Source organism: Salipiger sp. CCB-MM3 (assembly GCF_001687105.1).
In the GTDB taxonomy this organism is placed as follows: domain Bacteria; phylum Pseudomonadota; class Alphaproteobacteria; order Rhodobacterales; family Rhodobacteraceae; genus Salipiger.
Map to the genome: position 1 here is coordinate 643,762 of NZ_CP014595.1, position 15,869 is coordinate 659,630.

General features: G+C 67.3%; 17 protein-coding genes. 5 read left to right on the forward strand and 12 right to left on the reverse strand.

Annotation, left to right across the window (positions count from 1 at the left end):
* The first annotated feature begins 49 nt into the window (after positions 1-49).
* Complete coding sequence (locus tag AYJ57_RS03145) at positions 50-733, forward strand: DUF1045 domain-containing protein (RefSeq protein WP_066106589.1); 684 nt, start codon at positions 50-52, stop codon at positions 731-733.
* Here the strand turns inward: AYJ57_RS03145 and AYJ57_RS03150 are convergent.
* From AYJ57_RS03150 to phnG, 8 genes are all read right to left on the reverse strand, one after another.
* Positions 715-1,284, reverse strand: coding sequence for a phosphonate metabolism protein/1,5-bisphosphokinase (PRPP-forming) PhnN (locus AYJ57_RS03150; RefSeq protein ID WP_066101081.1), 570 nt, complete (start codon positions 1,282-1,284; stop codon positions 715-717). The genes AYJ57_RS03145 and AYJ57_RS03150 overlap by 19 nt on opposite strands.
* Complete coding sequence (gene phnL / locus AYJ57_RS03155; protein ID WP_066101084.1) at positions 1,281-1,964, reverse strand: phosphonate C-P lyase system protein PhnL; 684 nt, start codon at positions 1,962-1,964, stop codon at positions 1,281-1,283. Before phnL ends, AYJ57_RS03150 begins: the two co-directional genes overlap by 4 nt.
* Positions 1,965-2,028: 64 nt before the next feature.
* Entirely contained in the window at positions 2,029-2,799 is a 771-nt protein-coding gene (phnK, locus tag AYJ57_RS03160) for a phosphonate C-P lyase system protein PhnK (protein WP_066101087.1), read from the reverse strand.
* Complete coding sequence (locus tag AYJ57_RS03165; protein ID WP_066101090.1) at positions 2,796-3,665, reverse strand: alpha-D-ribose 1-methylphosphonate 5-phosphate C-P-lyase PhnJ; 870 nt, start codon at positions 3,663-3,665, stop codon at positions 2,796-2,798. Before AYJ57_RS03165 ends, phnK begins: the two co-directional genes overlap by 4 nt.
* Entirely contained in the window at positions 3,662-4,054 is a 393-nt protein-coding gene (locus tag AYJ57_RS03170) for a hypothetical protein (protein ID WP_066101093.1), read from the reverse strand. Before AYJ57_RS03170 ends, AYJ57_RS03165 begins: the two co-directional genes overlap by 4 nt.
* Positions 4,051-5,142, reverse strand: a complete 1,092-nt coding sequence (locus AYJ57_RS03175; protein ID WP_066101097.1) for a carbon-phosphorus lyase complex subunit PhnI — start codon at positions 5,140-5,142, stop codon at positions 4,051-4,053. The genes AYJ57_RS03170 and AYJ57_RS03175 overlap by 4 nt, the downstream gene beginning before the upstream one ends.
* Positions 5,142-5,708, reverse strand: coding sequence for a phosphonate C-P lyase system protein PhnH (phnH, locus tag AYJ57_RS03180; RefSeq protein WP_066101100.1), 567 nt, complete (start codon positions 5,706-5,708; stop codon positions 5,142-5,144). Before phnH ends, AYJ57_RS03175 begins: the two co-directional genes overlap by 1 nt.
* Positions 5,708-6,157 (reverse strand): phosphonate C-P lyase system protein PhnG, encoded by a 450-nt coding sequence (gene phnG, locus AYJ57_RS03185; RefSeq protein WP_066101102.1) that lies wholly within the window; start codon positions 6,155-6,157, stop codon positions 5,708-5,710. The genes phnH and phnG overlap by 1 nt, the downstream gene beginning before the upstream one ends.
* Before the next feature lie 114 nt (positions 6,158-6,271).
* Here phnG and phnF point away from each other — a divergent pair, with 114 nt between their 5' ends.
* The 4 genes from phnF (at position 6,272) to AYJ57_RS03205 (ending at position 11,879) form a co-directional block, all read left to right on the forward strand.
* Positions 6,272-7,045, forward strand: a complete 774-nt coding sequence (gene phnF / locus AYJ57_RS03190) for a phosphonate metabolism transcriptional regulator PhnF (protein WP_066101105.1) — start codon at positions 6,272-6,274, stop codon at positions 7,043-7,045.
* A 41-nt stretch (positions 7,046-7,086) separates the two neighbouring features.
* The gene (locus AYJ57_RS03195) at positions 7,087-8,268 is read left to right on the forward strand and encodes an alpha-D-ribose 1-methylphosphonate 5-triphosphate diphosphatase (protein WP_066101107.1); all 1,182 of its coding nucleotides are present in this window, start codon (positions 7,087-7,089) and stop codon (positions 8,266-8,268) included.
* Between the two features lie 263 nt (positions 8,269-8,531).
* Positions 8,532-9,461 (forward strand): D-ribose ABC transporter substrate-binding protein, encoded by a 930-nt coding sequence (locus AYJ57_RS03200; protein WP_066101110.1) that lies wholly within the window; start codon positions 8,532-8,534, stop codon positions 9,459-9,461.
* Positions 9,462-9,590: 129 nt separating this feature from the next.
* On the forward strand, positions 9,591-11,879 hold the full coding sequence (locus AYJ57_RS03205; RefSeq protein ID WP_066101113.1) for a methyl-accepting chemotaxis protein: 2,289 nt from the start codon (positions 9,591-9,593) through the stop codon (positions 11,877-11,879).
* Between the two features lie 149 nt (positions 11,880-12,028).
* On the opposite strand, the gene AYJ57_RS03210 is transcribed toward AYJ57_RS03205, so the two are convergent.
* The 4 genes from AYJ57_RS03210 to phnD all read right to left on the reverse strand — a co-directional run bounded on the left by AYJ57_RS03210 (position 12,029) and on the right by phnD (position 15,858).
* Positions 12,029-12,649: a chloramphenicol acetyltransferase gene (locus AYJ57_RS03210; protein ID WP_066101116.1), complete on the reverse strand. Its 621-nt coding sequence runs from the start codon at positions 12,647-12,649 to the stop codon at positions 12,029-12,031.
* Positions 12,650-13,960: a phosphonate ABC transporter, permease protein PhnE gene (gene phnE, locus AYJ57_RS03215; RefSeq protein ID WP_066101119.1), complete on the reverse strand. Its 1,311-nt coding sequence runs from the start codon at positions 13,958-13,960 to the stop codon at positions 12,650-12,652.
* A gap of 1 nt (position 13,961) precedes the next feature.
* Positions 13,962-14,828: a phosphonate ABC transporter, permease protein PhnE gene (gene phnE, locus AYJ57_RS03220; protein ID WP_066101121.1), complete on the reverse strand. Its 867-nt coding sequence runs from the start codon at positions 14,826-14,828 to the stop codon at positions 13,962-13,964.
* Positions 14,829-14,958: 130 nt separating this feature from the next.
* Positions 14,959-15,858, reverse strand: a complete 900-nt coding sequence (phnD, locus tag AYJ57_RS03225; protein WP_066101124.1) for a phosphonate ABC transporter substrate-binding protein — start codon at positions 15,856-15,858, stop codon at positions 14,959-14,961.
* Between the last annotated feature and the right edge of the window lie 11 nt (positions 15,859-15,869).

A 15,869-nucleotide genomic window follows, 5' to 3' on the forward strand; every position in this document is an offset into this window, starting at 1 on the left:
TCTTTGCGCCGTCATGCATCTGTGACATGACGCTGTCATGAAGCGCGCCATGCAAAATTATTCCCGATACGCCGTCTATTACGCCCCGCGCCCGGGGCCGCTGGCCGAGTTTGCCGCCGCCTGGCTGGGTTGGGACCCAACCAGCGGCTCTGCCGTGCCGCATCCGCATCTGCAGGGCCTGCCGCGCCCGGTCGCCGAGATCACCGAGACCCCGCGCAAATACGGGTTCCATGGCACGCTGAAACCGCCCATGCGCCTCACCGGCCCGGTCGATGCGCTGCATGAGGACCTTTCGGCGCTGGCGGCGCGTCTTGGCCCCGTCACCCTGCCCGGCCTTGCGCTCACCCGTATCGGCAGCTTCCTCGCGCTGACCACCCTTGGCGAGGCCATGCCGCTGGCGCAGCTGGCCGCAGATGTGGTCGAGGTGCTCGACCCCCACCGCGCCCCACCCAGCGAGGCGGAGCTGGAGCGCCGCCGCCGCGCGCGCCTGAGCCCGGCGCAGGAAGACAACCTCGCGCGCTGGGGCTATCCCTACGTGATGGCGGAGTTCAAATTCCACCTCACGCTCACCGGCAAGCTGGCCTTCGGCGAGGCCGAGCAGGTGGCCGAGGCGCTGCAGCCGGCCCTCACGCCGCTGCTGCCGCAGCCTTTCGAAGTGCGCGATCTGTGCCTGTTCGGCGAGGCCGAGGACGGGCGGTTCCACCTGCTGCACCGCTACGCCCTCACCGGCTGAAGCAGCGCCTCGAGCCGGGCCGCGGCGATCTCGAGCGGCCCGGAATTGTCGATCTCATGCACCTTGAGGACCTGCTGCAGCTCCGGCGGCAGCGGCAGCGTCGCCCGTGCCAGACGCGCCTCGATCTGCGCCGCGCTCTCGCGCCCACGCGATGCCAGCCGTTCGGCCAGCACACCCGGGCGCGCGGTGACATGCAGCACCTCAAGCTCGGGCAACAGCTGCGCCGCCTGCTCCAGCGCCCCGCGCGAGCCATTGAACACCACCGGGCGGCCCGCCGCGCGCGGTGTCAGCTCGGACCAGCGGATGCCGTAGCGCAGATCATGCGCGCCCCAGTGCAGGGCGAAATCGCCCGCCTCCAGCATCCGCACAAACTCCTCCTGCGTCACCGCAAGGCAGGGCTCGCCGCCGGCCTCCGGCGCGCGGGTGATCACCCGCTGCACCACATGCAGGCCGGGCACGCGCGGCGCCACCTCGGCAAGCAGGCTGTCCTTGCCCACCCCCGAGGGGCCCACGAGGGCAAAGACCGGCGCCTTGCGCTCCGGGCTGGTCATGCCGCCCGCGCCGGGGTGAAGCCGCTGACGTCGATCTCGCGATCGCAGACCCGCTCCCGCGCCTCAGCATCGTGGAAAATGCCGATGATCGCCGCGCCGCGCGCCTTGGCCTCGTCGATCAGGTCGAGCACCACCGCGCGATTGGTGGCATCCAGAGAGGCCGTGGGCTCATCGAGCAGCAGGGCCGGAAAGCCATGGGCAAAGCCGCGCGCGATATTGACCCGCTGCTGCTCGCCGCCAGAGAATGTGGTTGGCGAGAGGCTCCAGAGCCGCTCGGGGATGTTGAGCCGCGCCAGGAGCGCCCGCGCGCGCGCCTCTCCCTCGGCAGCGCTGCCGCCTGCAGCCAGCACGGGCTCGGCCACCACTTCCAGCGTCGGCACCCGCGGCACCACGCGCAGGAACTGGCTGACGTACCCCAGCACTTCGCGGCGCAGCGTCAGGATCTCGCGCGGCTCGGCCTGCGCCACATCCACATCGCCCACCATGATGCGCCCCGATCCGGCAAGGTAGTTGCCGTAGATCATCCGCATCAGCGTGGATTTGCCCGCGCCGGAATTGCCCACCAGCGCCACGCATTCCCCCTTTGCCACGGAAAGCGACGCGCCCTCCATCACCGGGATCACCGCGCTGCCCTGATTGTGCAGCACAAAACTCTTCGACACGTCCGAGATCCGGATCATCGCCCCTGTCCTTCTTCTCTTTCCAAATACGCAGATCCCGCCCGCGCCACGGGCACCGCGCGTCTCATACCTGCAGCACGCTCGACACCAGCAGCTGCGTGTAGCCGTGCTGCGGATCGTCCAGAACCTGATCGGTGAGCCCGGTCTCGACCACCTGCCCGCCCTTCATCACCATCAGCCGGTCGGCGAGCAGACGCACCACCGCCAGATCATGGGTGACAATCACCGCCGAAAGGCCCATCTCGCGCACCAGCCCGCGCAGCAGGTCCAAGAGCCGCGCCTGTACCGAAACGTCGAGGCCCCCGGTGGGCTCGTCCATAAACACCAGCCGCGGGCCGGTGACGAGGTTGCGGGCGATCTGCAGGCGCTGCTGCATGCCGCCCGAGAAGGCGCGCGGCCGGTCGTCGACGCGGTCCTCGGTGATCTCCACCCGGCCCAGCCAATCGATCGCCTGCGCCCGGATATCGGCGTAGTTGCGCGCGCCCACGGCCATCAGCCGCTCGCCGACGTTGCCGCCCGCCGAGACACCCATGCGCAGCCCGTCGCGGGCGTTCTGATGCACGAAGGCCCAATCGGTGCGCGCCAGCATCCGCCGCTCGGGCTCGGACATGGTGAGCACGTCGCGCGGGCCGTTCGCGCGGGTGTCGAAGACCACCTTGCCCGCATCCGGTGCCAGCTGCCCCGACAGGCACGACAGCAGCGTCGACTTGCCCGAGCCGCTCTCGCCGACGATGCCCATGACCTCGCCGGGCCAGAGGTCGAAACTCACGTCGCCGCAGCCGAGCCGCGCGCCGTAGTGCTTGGTAACGCCCTGAACAGACAGCAGCGGGGTCATGCGGGTTCCTCCTGCGGAGACAGCGAGCCACGATGGCCTTGGGCCTGCCGCGAGGCACAGAAATCGGTGTCGGAGCAGACGAACATGCGCCCGCCCGCGTCATCGGTGATCACCTCGTCGAGGTAGCTGGTGCCGCAGCCGCAGAGGTCGCAGGCGTGGTCGGCCTTGCTGGCCTCGAACGGATGGTCCTCGAAATCGAGGCTCACGACCTTCGTATAGGGCGGCAGCGCGTAGATGCGCTGCTCGCGGCCCGCGCCAAAGAGCTGGATCGCCGCGCTTTCGAGCTTGGGGTTGTCGAACTTGGGGATTGGCGAGGGGTCCATCACGTAGCGCCCCTCCACCTTCACCGGATAGGCATAGGCCGTGGAGATCGCACCATTATGGGCGATGTCCTCGTAGAGTTTGACATGCATCAGCCCGTATTCCTCGAGCGCATGCATCTTGCGGGTCTCGGTCTCGCGCGGCTCGAGAAAGCGCAGCGGTTCGGGGATCGGCACCTGATAGACGAGGATTTGCCCCTCTTCGAGCGGCTGCTCGGGGATGCGGTGGCGGGTCTGGATCACGCTCGCCTCGGCGGTGTGTTCCGTGGTCTCCACCTCGGCGGTGCGCTCAAAGAACTTGCGGATCGAAACGGCATTGGTGGTGTCATCCGCGCCCTGATCGATGACCTTCAGCCGGTCTTCGGGGGTGAGGCAGGCCGCCGTCACCTGCACGCCGCCGGTGCCCCAGCCATAGGGCATCGGCATCTCGCGGCTGGCGAAGGGCACCTGATAGCCCGGCACCGCCAGTGCTTTCAGCAGCGCGCGGCGGATCATCCGCTTGGTCTGCTCGTCGAGATAGGCAAAATTATAGGCCTGATCGGTCATGCCTCTTCTTCCTCGCCAAAGAGATAGACCTCGCCCCAGACGATCTCGTCGCCCAGTTCGGGATCGGTGAACGCTTCCAGCAGCGCCGCGTCGGGCGCGCCATCCTCGTCGAGCGGCAGATCGAGCGGGCCGGAGATCAGCTTTACGTCCTCGATCACCCCCGCCACGCCGCCGCATTCGGCGATATGTTCGGCGATCTGCACCTCGACCTCGGCCGGAGACCCCGCCGAGAGGCAGATGAACAGCACCGCCAGCGAGCTTTCGTCATCGCCGTCCTCGAAGAAGGGAGAGACGCTGTCGGGCATGCGGATCACCTCGACCAGCGCGCAGTACCATTCCTGCCCCTTCGGCAGTACGGGCAGTTTCGCCCCGTGATAACCCTTGCTCATTCCGCAGCCTCCTTGACCGTTGCAGCGCCCATCGCCTCGGCGCGCATCTTGCGCACCAGTTCCAGCTCGGACTGGAAGTCGACGTAGTGCGGCAGCTTGATATGTTCGAGAAAGCCTGTCGCCTGAATATTGTCGGAATGGGCCAGAACAAACTCCTCGTCCTGCGCCGGAGCGCCGAGGTTCTCCTCGCCCAGTTCTTCCCAGCGCAGCGCCCGGTCGACCAGCGCCATCGAGATCGCCTTGCGCTCGGTCTGGCCGAAGACCAGCCCATAGCCGCGGGTAAATTGCGCCGGCTCGGTCTTCGATCCGGCGAACTGGTTGACCGTCTCGCATTCGGTGAGGGTCAGCTCGCCGATGCAGACCGAAAAGCCAAGCTCGGGCACCTCCATCTCGACCTCCACCGCGCCGATGCGCAGCTCGCCGACGAAGGGGTGGTTGCGGCCATAGCCGCGCTGGGTGGAATAGGCCATGCCGAGCACGAAGCCTTCGTCGCCGCGGGTCAGCGCCTGCAGGCGCAGCGGCCGGTCCGCCGGGTATTCCATCGGCGCGCGGGTCATATCGGAGGGCGTATCTTCTGAGCGAAGCTCGTCCTGTATCAGACCGTCTTTGTTCAGAAATTCCGTCACGCGCGGCGTCACCTCGCGGCGCGGTTCCGCCACGCGGGCCCGCGGCGGTTCGCCCTCGGCCTCCAGCGCGAAATCGAGCAGACGGTGGGTGTAGTCGAAGGTCGGCCCCAGCACCTGTCCGCCCGGCACGTCCTTGAAGGTCGCGCTGATGCGGCGGTCGCAGCGCATCTCGGTGGTGTTCACCGGTGCGGAATGTCCGAGCCGCGGCAGCGTGGTGCGGTAGGCGCGGACAAGAAAGATCGCCTCGATCAGATCGCCCCGCGCCTGTTTGATCGCCAGTGCCGCAAGGTCGGGGTCGTAGAGCGAGCCTTCGGCCATCACGCGGTTCACCGCCAGAGCCATCTGCTCGCGGATCTGCGGGATGCTCAGTTCGGGCACCGCCACATCGCCGCGCCGTTCTTCGGCCAGCCACTCATGCGCGGCGTCGATCGCGCGCTCGCCGCCTTTCACAGCAACATACATCAGAGCGCCTCCACTTTGGTGGTCCGCGGCAGCGCCGCCAGCTTGTCAGACGAGGTGAAGAAGCAATCCCAACCCAATGGGAAAAGGAGGTTATTCCGCTCAAACGCCGCCACTTCCGGCAGCGAAACCCTTGCCGATGTCTCGATGCCCGGCCCGGTCAGCCGCATGCCGTCGGCGCGCAGATCCGCGCATTCGACGATCAGAGTGACCGAGCGGTCGGGGTATTCGGCGCTGCCGATCCGGTAGCGGCCGAGCGGCTGCAGCGCGTCCCATGCCCCGAGCGCGACCATCGCCTCTTCGGCGGGCACCAGCGGCGCGCCGGTGTGGAAGGCGATCCAGCCCTTCAGCGCCTCGCTGTCGCAGCCCGGCGCAAGATAGAGCGGCGTTTCGCGGTCGCAGAGGGTCAGCAGCAGCACCGCCGCGGCAGTGGAGAGGCCCGGCGCCTCGGCGCCCGACACCTGCGTGATCCGCCCCGGCCGCGCCATGGCATCAAGCGCCGCGCGGAAAGCGCGCGCCGCCTCGACCGGGGCATCGGCAAATCCGCCTGTCAGAACATCAGCCTGCATCATTCGCCCCGCACCATGGTAAAGAAATCCACCTTCGTTGCCGCGGCCTTTGCCGCGCGCGCGTCCCGCCGCGCCGCTTCCTCGGTCGCCAGCGGCGTCAGGACCTGCGCCTGCATTTCGTCTGCGCGCGGCCCCTGCATCAGCGCATCCACCAGCGCGGCGCGCTCGGCATGGCTCCGGTCACGGCCCTGCACATGCGCATGGCCCACCTCGCCGCTGCCCAGCCGCAGCGCGCAGCGCGTCACCGTCATCTCGCCCATGTTGAACGGTGCGCCGGTGCCGCCCATGCGGCCCCGCACCATCACGCCGCCGGTCTCGGGCACGCGCAGCCAGTCGAAGCGGGGCAGCGCCGCCCCGTCCATCAGGGCCGCCAGCCGCTCCGCCGGGGCCCGCGCCAGCAGGCCCATCCAGCCCCGCCGCGCCTCGGTTTCCTGTTCGGGAGTTTCCATCTGGACATCTTTCCGATTTGTCTAGATAACTATACAACTAGACAAGTGATAGCCCCATCGCCCCGAGTCGGGCAAGAGGCCATCCCGTGAAGTTTCGGTGACAGAGGTCCGTTCATGCCCCGCTCCCCCGTCTGGCAAACCATCGCCACCACGCTTGAAGACGAGATCGCCCGCGGCCATTACCGCGCCGGAGACAAGCTGCCGACCGAGGCGGAACTTGCCACCCGCTTTGCGGTGAACCGCCACACCGTGCGCCATGCGCTTTCGGCGCTGGCCGAGCGTGGGCTCACCCATTCGCGGCGCGGTGCCGGGGTCTATGTGCGGGCGGCCCCGCTCGACTATCCAATCGGCGGCCATACGCGGTTCAGTCAGAATGTTCGCGCCTCGGGCCGCCTGCCCGACCGCCGCACGCTGCGCATGGAAATCCGTCCCGCAGATGCCGCCGAGGCCGAGGCTCTGCAGCTTTCCGCCGGCGCGCCGGTGCTGGTGCATGAGGGCATCTCGCTGGCGGGCGGCGCGCCAGTGGCGCATTTCATCTCTTATTTCCCGATCACCCGCCTGCCCGGCCTCGATGCGACGCTGCGCGAGACACGCTCGGTCACCGAGGCGCTGCGCCGCCACGGCATCGCCGATTACACCCGCGCCAGCACCCGCCTCACCGCCGAGGCCGCTTCGGCCACGCAGGCGCGCCATCTCAACCTGCGCGACGGCGAGCCGCTGCTGCGCTCGGTGGCGCTGAACCTCGGCCCGGACGGGATGCCGGTGGAACAGGGGCACACGTGGTTCGCCGGCGATCGCGTGGCCCTCACCGTCAGCCACGAAGAAACCGCCGCTCCACACAGCAGCGATGCGGCACCACGTCACGCCGGTGACACAGACATTAGGTAGGTCTTGCGAAAACCCCAGAGCAGGCACGGCGGGTGATTTGCATGACGACCTTTCTTCCCCCCTTGCGCCTCACCGGCGCAACTCTTCTCCGAGACGGCCGGATGCAGCGCCGATCTCTGGTCGTCGAGGACGGTCTGATCACCAAGGGCCCGCTGCCAGAGGTCGATCTGAGCGGATATCTCATCCTTCCCGGCATCATCGACCTGCATGGCGACACGTTCGAGCGCCATATCGCGCCGCGCCCCAGCGCCACCTTTCCGATCGACGCCGCGCTGCGCTCGACCGACCGCGAGGCGGCGAGCCATGGCATCACCACCGCGTGGTTGGCGCAATGCTGGAGCTGGGAAGGCGGCATGCGGGGGCCGGACTTCGCCGAAGAGATGATGGCCGCCATCGCCGCCTACCGCCCCCGCGCCCACACCGACCTGCGCCTGCAGATCCGCTGCGAGACGCATATGCCAGACACCCGCGCGCGTCTGATCGCCGCCGTGCTGCGCCATGGTGTGGATTACGTGGTGTTCAACGATCACCTGCCCGAGGCGCTGGAGGTGGCCGAGCGCGAGCCGATGAAGCTGGCCCATTGGGCGTCGCGCGCCGGAAGCAGCCCCGAGGAGTTCCACGCCAAGCTGCGCGCCGCCCGCGCCGCCTCGCGCGAGGTGCCGCGCCATCTCTGCGCACTGGCCGAACTTTTTGATGCCCATGACATTCGCTACGGCAGCCATGACGACCCCGACGGCGAGACGCGCGAATACTACCGGCTGATCGGCGCGCGTATCGCCGAGTTCCCGACCACCGTCAGCGCCGCCAAACTGGCCCGCGCCTGCAATGATCCGGTGCTCATGGGCGCGCCCAATGTGGTGCGCGGCGGCAGCCAGTCGGGCAACGTCTCGGCCCGCCATCTGATCGCCGAGGGGCTCTGCGACGCGCTGGTGTCGGACTACCACTACCCCTGTCTCGCCGAGGCCGCATGGACGCTGGTGGACAAGGGCCTCAAAACCCTGCCCGAGGCTTGGGCGATGATCTCCACCGTGCCCGCCGAGATCATGGGGCTGTCCGATCGCGGCACGCTCGATCATGGCAAACGGGCGGATTTTGTCGTGGTGGACGCCCGCAGCCGCGCCATAGAGGCGACGGTGAGCGGCGGACGGCTCACCTATCTCGCGGGTGAGGCCGGGGCACGGCTCGTCTCTGCGCTGCCGGGGCGGCGGCTCGCCGCGGAGTGACGGAAGGCCTCATGTAAGCGCTCCTTGGGCGGCCTGCGCCAGCATTAAGCCGTTCAGCGATTAAGCCATTCTTCAGCTCTCCTGCCGTAAGACCACTGGGACCCATCGGCCCCAGAAGGGGCACCGCGCGCCTAGCACAGGAGCCCCTCCCAATGCGTCTCAAACTGCGCCTTTCACAGCACCGCCGCCCGGGTGATCCCGCTTCCGCAGGCGTCACGTCTCGCCGCCCCCCTCCCGCTCTTGCTTCGCTATTCCGCCGCGCCATGCTCGGCGCCGCACCGCTGCTGGCGTTCGGCCTCATCGCCAGCGCCGCTTTGGCAGAGGGGCGGATCAGCATCATCGTCAACGACCCCGAGAACCCCTATTGGGCGGCAGAGGGGGAGGTTGCCAAAGCCACCGCGGCCGAACTTGGCTACCGCGCCATCGTCTCCGCGCATGGCGGCGACACCACGGTCGAGACCGCGCATGTGGACAGCGCCATTGCCGCCAATGTGAATGCCATCATCCTCGACCCGGCGGATGCCTCCGGCACCATCGCCGCGGTGGAACGCGCTGTTGCCGCCGGGGTGCCGGTTTTCGTGGTGAACTCCGGCCTCGCGCGCAAGGGGCTGGCGGTGGCGCAGCTTCTGTCGAACAACGCGCAGGGGGCCGAAATGGGCGCGCAACGCTGGCTCCGATCCATGGGCGAAAAGGGCAGCTATCTCGAATTGCTCGGTGCCGCGTCCGACCCGAATGCCAGCATCCGCTCCGATGGCTATGCCGCGGTGCTCGGCCAATATGAGGGTCTCACCCGCGCCGGCATGGCCACCGCGAATTGGAACCGCACGCAGGGCTACGAACGAACACGCGGCCTGATCGCCGAGCACCCCGACATCACCGGCATCATCGCGGGCAATGACGAAATGGCCCTTGGCGCGATTGCCGCGCTGAAAGAGGCCGGGCTTCTGGACCGGGTCACCGTCGGCGGCTTCGACGGCTCGCCCGACGCGGTGGCCGCCGTGCAATCGGGAGAGCTGGCCTACACGGTGCTGCAGCCGGTTGCCGTCTTTGCCGAAGACGCGGTGCATCAGGCCGATCACTACATCCGCACCGGCACCCCGCGCGAGCCGCAGGAAGTGCAGCTTTTCGACTGCCTGCTCATTGATCGCGCCAATGCGGCCAAGATATCGGCCCCCTTCGTCATGGGGCAGTGACCCTAGCCTCTTGCATGAGATCCCGGCGAGGTGGCCGATCTTAGGCGCTTCTTCAGGCTTTCATGATTGAACTCACCTCAGCGGCCGCCTTGCACCGCCACTACCGCCAGCAGCCACAGGAGCTTGCCCATGGCCCTTCTGCGCAACCTCTCGGTCGCCCTCAAACTTCCGGCCCTGATGATCGCCATCGCCATCGGCTGTCTCGGCATGGCGGGGGCCATCGCCTACAAGGTGTCGCATGCGCAGCTGATCCAAGAGGTGTCGTTCCGCCTCGGCATGCTGGCCGAAACACGCGCGACGATGATCGAGGACTGGTTTCACGAGACCCGAAGCGAACTGGGGGAAAAGGCCGCCGAGCCGCTGGTGATCGACGCCGCCACCGCGTTTCTGAGTACCTATAAAACGCTCGGCGATGACGCCAATGCCCACCTGAGGCGCGCCTACATCGACGATAACCCAAACCCCGCCGACGCCCGCGCCGATCTCGAAGAAGCTGCAGATAACACTGCCTATTCCCTGTTTCACAAGAAGTTCCACGCCGACTTGCGCGCGCGGGTTGAGGCTCTGGGCCTGCGCGACCTGCTGATCGTCTCGGCTGCTGGGGATGTGATCTACTCGGTCCAGAAACAGGAGGAGTTCGCCAGCAATGTCGCGGAGGATGAGGGCGGGCTTGGCACCGCGCTGCGCGCCGCACTGGCGCCTGACGCCGCATTCGGTTTCGGCGACTTCGCTCCAACCGAGGCGCGCGCGCGCGCCTATCTCGCGGCGCCACTGCACAACGAATGGGGCGACACGATCGCCGCCCTCGTCTTTGAGGTGGACGATCAGGCGTTGACCCATCTGACGACCATGGAAACGGGCCGCACGCCTACCACCGAACTCGAGCTTCTGGCCGGTGATCACACCCGTCGCAGCCACCTCGGGCTTGGCGGTGTGCAAAGTGCCATCGGCACCCAAGGCACGCCCAATCCCGCCTTCGATGCCGCCCTTGAGGGCCAGCGCGGCGTCGTAGACATCACCCTGAGCGACGGGCGCAGCTACACCGCGGCCTATCATCCCCTCAATATCGCGGGCCGTAACTGGGCCCTGATCGCCGCCGAACCCGCAGAGGTTATCGCCGCCGGTCCGCGCGCGCTGCTCGAGCGGCTGCTGCGTGGCACGGCCATCGCGCTGATCGCGGCGCTCGCGCTTGCCTGGCTCGCCGCGCGCAATCTCGCCCGTCCGCTGGCGCGGATCGCCAATGCCATGGGCCAAGTTGCCGCGGGCGATTACGAAAGCGAGATCCCCGCGCAACGCCGCGGTGACGAGATCGGACGCATTGCCCGCGCGCTCGAGGCCTTGCGCCGCGACCTGCGCCAATCCCGCGATGATCTTAAAGACGGCGCAACCACGCGCGCCGCGATGCAAAGTGCTCAAAGCGATGTGGTCGAGACCCTGCAGACCGCGCTGGCCAGATTGGCCGAGGGCGACCTCGGCGCCTCGATCGCCCAAGAGTTCCCCGAAGATTACGAGCGGCTCCGAACCGATTTCAACCGCGCCACCGACCGGCTGCAGCAGGCCATGCTGGACGTGACGCAAAGCGCCGGGGCGATCAACGACGATGTCGATCACATCGCGCAGGCCTCCGAAGACCTCGGGCAGCGCACCGAGCGGCAGGCCGCCACGGTCGAGGAAACCGCCGCCGCACTCGATCAACTGACCGCCTCTGTCACGGAAGCCGCGAAAAACGCCGCCGAGGTCGACGGCATCGTCGGCAAGGCCCGCGAAGATGCGCAGGTCAGCGGCGAAGTCGTGCGCCAAACCATTGAGGCAATTGGCGTGATCGAGGCCTCGTTTCAGCAGATTTCCAACAACATCAAAGTGATCGACGACATCGCCTTCCAGACCAACCTGCTCGCGCTGAATGCCGGCGTCGAAGCTGCGCGCGCTGGGGATGCGGGGCTGGGCTTTGCCGTGGTCGCTTCCGAAGTGCGGCTGCTCGCGCAGCGGTCCTCGGAAGCCGCGCGTGAGATCAACACGCTGATCACCAGTTCCTCCGAACACGTCCAGACCGGGGTTCGGCTGGTCGGGCGCACGGGCGGCGCGCTCAAGGAGATCATCGCCTCGATCCGCATCATCGCCGAACGGGTGACGGCCATCGCAGACTCCGCGCGTGAGCAGTCGACCGGCCTGTCGGAGCTTAACAGCGCCGTGGGCGAGCTCGACATGACCACGCAGAAGAACGCGGCGATGTTCGAACAGACCTCCGCCGCCAGCAGCGAGTTGCGGCGCACGGCGCAAGGGCTGCGGCAAAACATCGAACGCTTCAAATTGCGCGGCGAGGCCGACGGGTGGGCGCCTGACGAGGGCGAGTGGACCGGCGAGGAGGAGCCGCATTCGCCGGAGCTAACAGATGCACCGGATCTGCGGGCGGGATGAGACAGCCCATCCCCCATAGCCGCCGCGCACAAGGCCAATACGCTGTGGCGCAGGCATCGAAATTGCCGAGGATTGGCAATTTCGATCCGCTTGTCCAGGCACCGCGCAGCGCTGGCCAAAGGACTCGGCGGCGCGCGCAGCCAGCTCGCTCAGTCCGTGCCTTCGTATTTCTCCACAAACGCCTCGGCGGGCAGTTGCCGGAAATCCTCCAGCCGGGCGCGCAGAACCTCATGCGGCCAGTCCCACCATGCCAGCGCCATCATCCGCTCTGCAACCTGCGGCGCGTAGCGCGCGCGCAGCGGCTGCGCGGGCACGCCCGCGACGATCGTGTAGGGCGCCACATCCTTGGTCACCACCGCCGAAGAGGCGACCACCGCGCCATGGCCCACCGTCACCTCGGGCCGCACCACCGCGCCATGACCGATCCAAGTGTCATGGCCGATATAGGCGCGGCGAGCGTGGCGGGCCTCGAAGAAGAATTCGTCCCGCCCCGCATCATCCCAATAGTCGCCGGAGCGGTAGAGGAAGTGATGCAGCGAGGCGTTCTGCATCGGGTGGTCCGTCGGCCCGATGCGGCTGAAGCTGGCGATATTGGCGAACTTGCCCACCGTGCAATTGGCGATATCCGCATAGCGGTCGCAGTAAGAATAATCGCCTATCTGCACGTGGGTCAGCCGCGAGCCGCGCCCGATCTCCACATAGGCGCCAAGCTCGCTCGCGGTGATCTCGCAATCGGGGTGGAGGAAGGGCTCAAGCCCGAGACGTGCCATTCAGAGCCCCTTGATCAGCTTGCGGCGCAGCCAGCCCGAAGCGCTGTCCATCGCCATGACCATCAGAACCACGAGGATGATGTAATAGCTCACCTCTTCCCAATCCTTCTGGGTGATCATCGCCTGTGTCAGCAAAAGCCCGATGCCGCCGCCGGTGATCGCGCCGATGATGGTGGCCGAGCGGATGTTCGACTCCAGATAGTAGAGGACCTGGCTAATCAGCACCGGCACGATCTGCGGGATCACCCCGAAGCGGTAGCGTTGCAGCGGCTTGGCGCCGGTCGAGGCGACGCCCTCGATCTGCTTGCCGTCGACATTCTCCAGCGCCTCCGAGAAGAGCTTACCGAAGCTGCCGGTGTCGGTCAGCAGGATCGCCAGCGCCCCGGTCATCGGCCCGGGCCCAAAGGCGCGGCTGAGCACGATGGTCCAGATCAGCCCATCCACCCCGCGCAGGAAATCGAACACCCGGCGCATGGCAAAGCGCACCGCCGCCAGCGGCGCAAAGTTCTTGGCCGACAGGAAAGCCAGCGGCAGCGCCACGATCGCCGCCCCCATGGTGCCCAGGAAGGCCATCAGGATCGTCTCGAACAGCGCCCAGGCCACATCGGCGTGGCGCCACATCTCATTGCCCCAGAAATCCTGCCACGCACCGGCGAGATTGCCGCGCGCCGGGTCGATCTGCGCACCAAAGAGGATCTCCGCCGGACCATGCCCATGATAGGGGCTGTCGAGGGTGAAGAAGAACAGCTCCCAGCCCGGGAAATAGCGGAAAAGCTCGGTCTTCGAACGGGTCAGCGCCACCCGCGCGCCATCGGCGGTGACCTGCAGGCGCGAGGACGAGGCGGAAATCCAGTCGGGCAGCCCCTCCTCGGGAAGGTTGCTCACCAATGTGCGCCCGTCGAGACGCGCCTCGATCAGACCATAGCCCGGCACCTCCCAGCGGAAGCCATTTTCCGGCAGCAGGATCACCTCCTGCCCGTCCTTCAGCATCACGCGCGTGCTGCCATCGGGCTGCGGGATCACCCAGTCAGGCCCGGTGCCTTCGGGGTATTCGCCCTTGCGCTCGCCCTCGATCGCCACCGCGACGCCGCCGCTGCGGTTGTCGCGCGTGACATGGGTCTTGTAGCTCCAGATGTCCGACAGCAGCGTGCGGGCGTTGTCCCAGCGCGCGCGCTCCGACAGGCCGGCGATGTCAAAGGCGAAGAAAATGTAGGTGAGATAGGCCAGCACCACCAAAGGCAGGCCGAAGGAGACCAGCCGTTTGCGGGTAAACTGCCGGTCGGCGGAGGCGTAAAGCGCGGCGTCGGCCATCTCAGTGGCCTCCTTTCTTGGACGAGATCATGGCGTTGCGCACATGGCTCGACAGTTGGTCAAACACGACGATGGTCGCGAACAGCAGGATGAAAATGGCGGCGGCCTCGTCGAAACGCCCCTGCCCCCAGGCCATGGCGTTGCGCAGCTCGTAGCCGATGCCGCCCGCGCCGACGAAGCCGAGGATGGCCGAGGCGCGAATGTTGATCTCGAAGCGCAGCAGCGCGTAGCTGAAGTAATTCGGCGCCACCTGCGGCACCACGCCCAGCCACATGCGCTGCAGCCAGCTTGCGCCCACCGACGAGAGCCCTTCAACGGGCTTGAGGTCGGCGTTCTCATTGACCTCGGAGAAGAGCTTGCCGAGTGCCCCGGCGGTGTGCAGCGCGATGGCGATCATCGCGGGCACCGGCCCGCCGCCCAGCACAAAGATCAGCACCAGCGCGATGACGATCTCGGGCACCGCGCGCAGGATATCCATGACGCGGCGGAAAATCGGGATCAGCCGCGGCCAGCGCGCCAGCCCGCGGGTTGAGAGCAGCGACAGGATCATCGCCGCCGCGGCCCCGATCAGCGTCGAGCAGGCGGCAATATTGATCGTCTCCACCAGCGCCGGGAAATATTCGACAAGGTGCCCCGGCAGCCGGTCGAGCTTGGGCAGCGTGTCGCGCAGGACGTCGGCGGGAAAGTCAAAGATTTGCGGCAGCCCGTCCCAGAAGCCGCCCGCGTTGCGGCTGTCGGCCAGCGTGAAGCCCGAGATCATCAGCAGCGCGAAAATCGCAAGCGTCAGCCCACCGTAAAGGCGTTTGCGGGCCATCAGCGCGAGGTAATTGGCGCGCGGATCATGGGGGGCATCGGGATATTGGGTCATGCGGCGGTCCTGCGGCTGGCCCGCGCCCGGCCCGGGCTCGCCCCGTCTGGGGCGGCGCATTCGGGCGGCAGCGGTCCGGGAAACGTAAAGGGACCCCGCGCATCGGCGGGGCCCCTTAGGTGGTCTGCGATCAGTTGATCTTCGAGCGGCGGGCCGCGACGATCGACTCATACTCTTTGTGGGTCACCGGGATGAAATCCTTGGCATCGCCCGCCGCCACGCCGTAGGCGCAATCGGGGTCTTCTTCCCAGAGGTTGGCGGTCAGCTCGGTAACGCTGTCCTTGACCGACTGCGGCAGCGCCTTGCGCATCACGAAGGGGCCTTCGGGGATCACGTTCGACTGCCAGATTTGCACCAGATCGTTCATGTCGACGAGGCCCGCGTCCACCGCCTTGCGCAGCGCGCCCGAGTTGTAGCCGTCTTCCCAGTTGCCCTGACCGTCGGCCCAGGTCACGCCCGCGTCGACGTCACCGTTGTTGACCGCGACGATGGTCTGCTCGTGGCCGCCGGTGAAGACGACGTCGGAGAAGTAATCGCCCGGCTCCATCGAGTAGCCCGCTTCGGCGATCTCGATCGAGGGGATCAGATAGCCCGAGGTCGAGTTCGGATCACCGAAGCCAAACTCCTTGCCCTTCAGGTCGTCGAGCGAGGTCACGCCGCTGTCGGCGCGGGCAAAGCCGATCGAATAGTAGCCGATGGAGCCGTCGGCGTTCTGCTTGACCAGAACCGGCTCGACCGCTTCGGGGTCGGCGATATAGGTGCCGGCGTAGGAGGAGGCGCCCATCCAAGCCGCGTCGATGGTGCCGCCCAGCAGGCCCTGCATCACGCCGTTGTAGTCGGCGGGGGTGAAGATCTTCACCTCGACGCCAAGCGCCGCGGCGATCTTCTCGGCATAGCACTGATTCGAGGCCAGACGGTCCTGGGCGTTCTCGCCGCCGAGGATGCCGAGACGGAACTCGGAGATTTCCTGCGCTTGGGCTGCGCCCACGAGCATGGTGCTGGCCAGAGCGGCTGCGATCAGTTTCTTCATCTTCTGTCCCT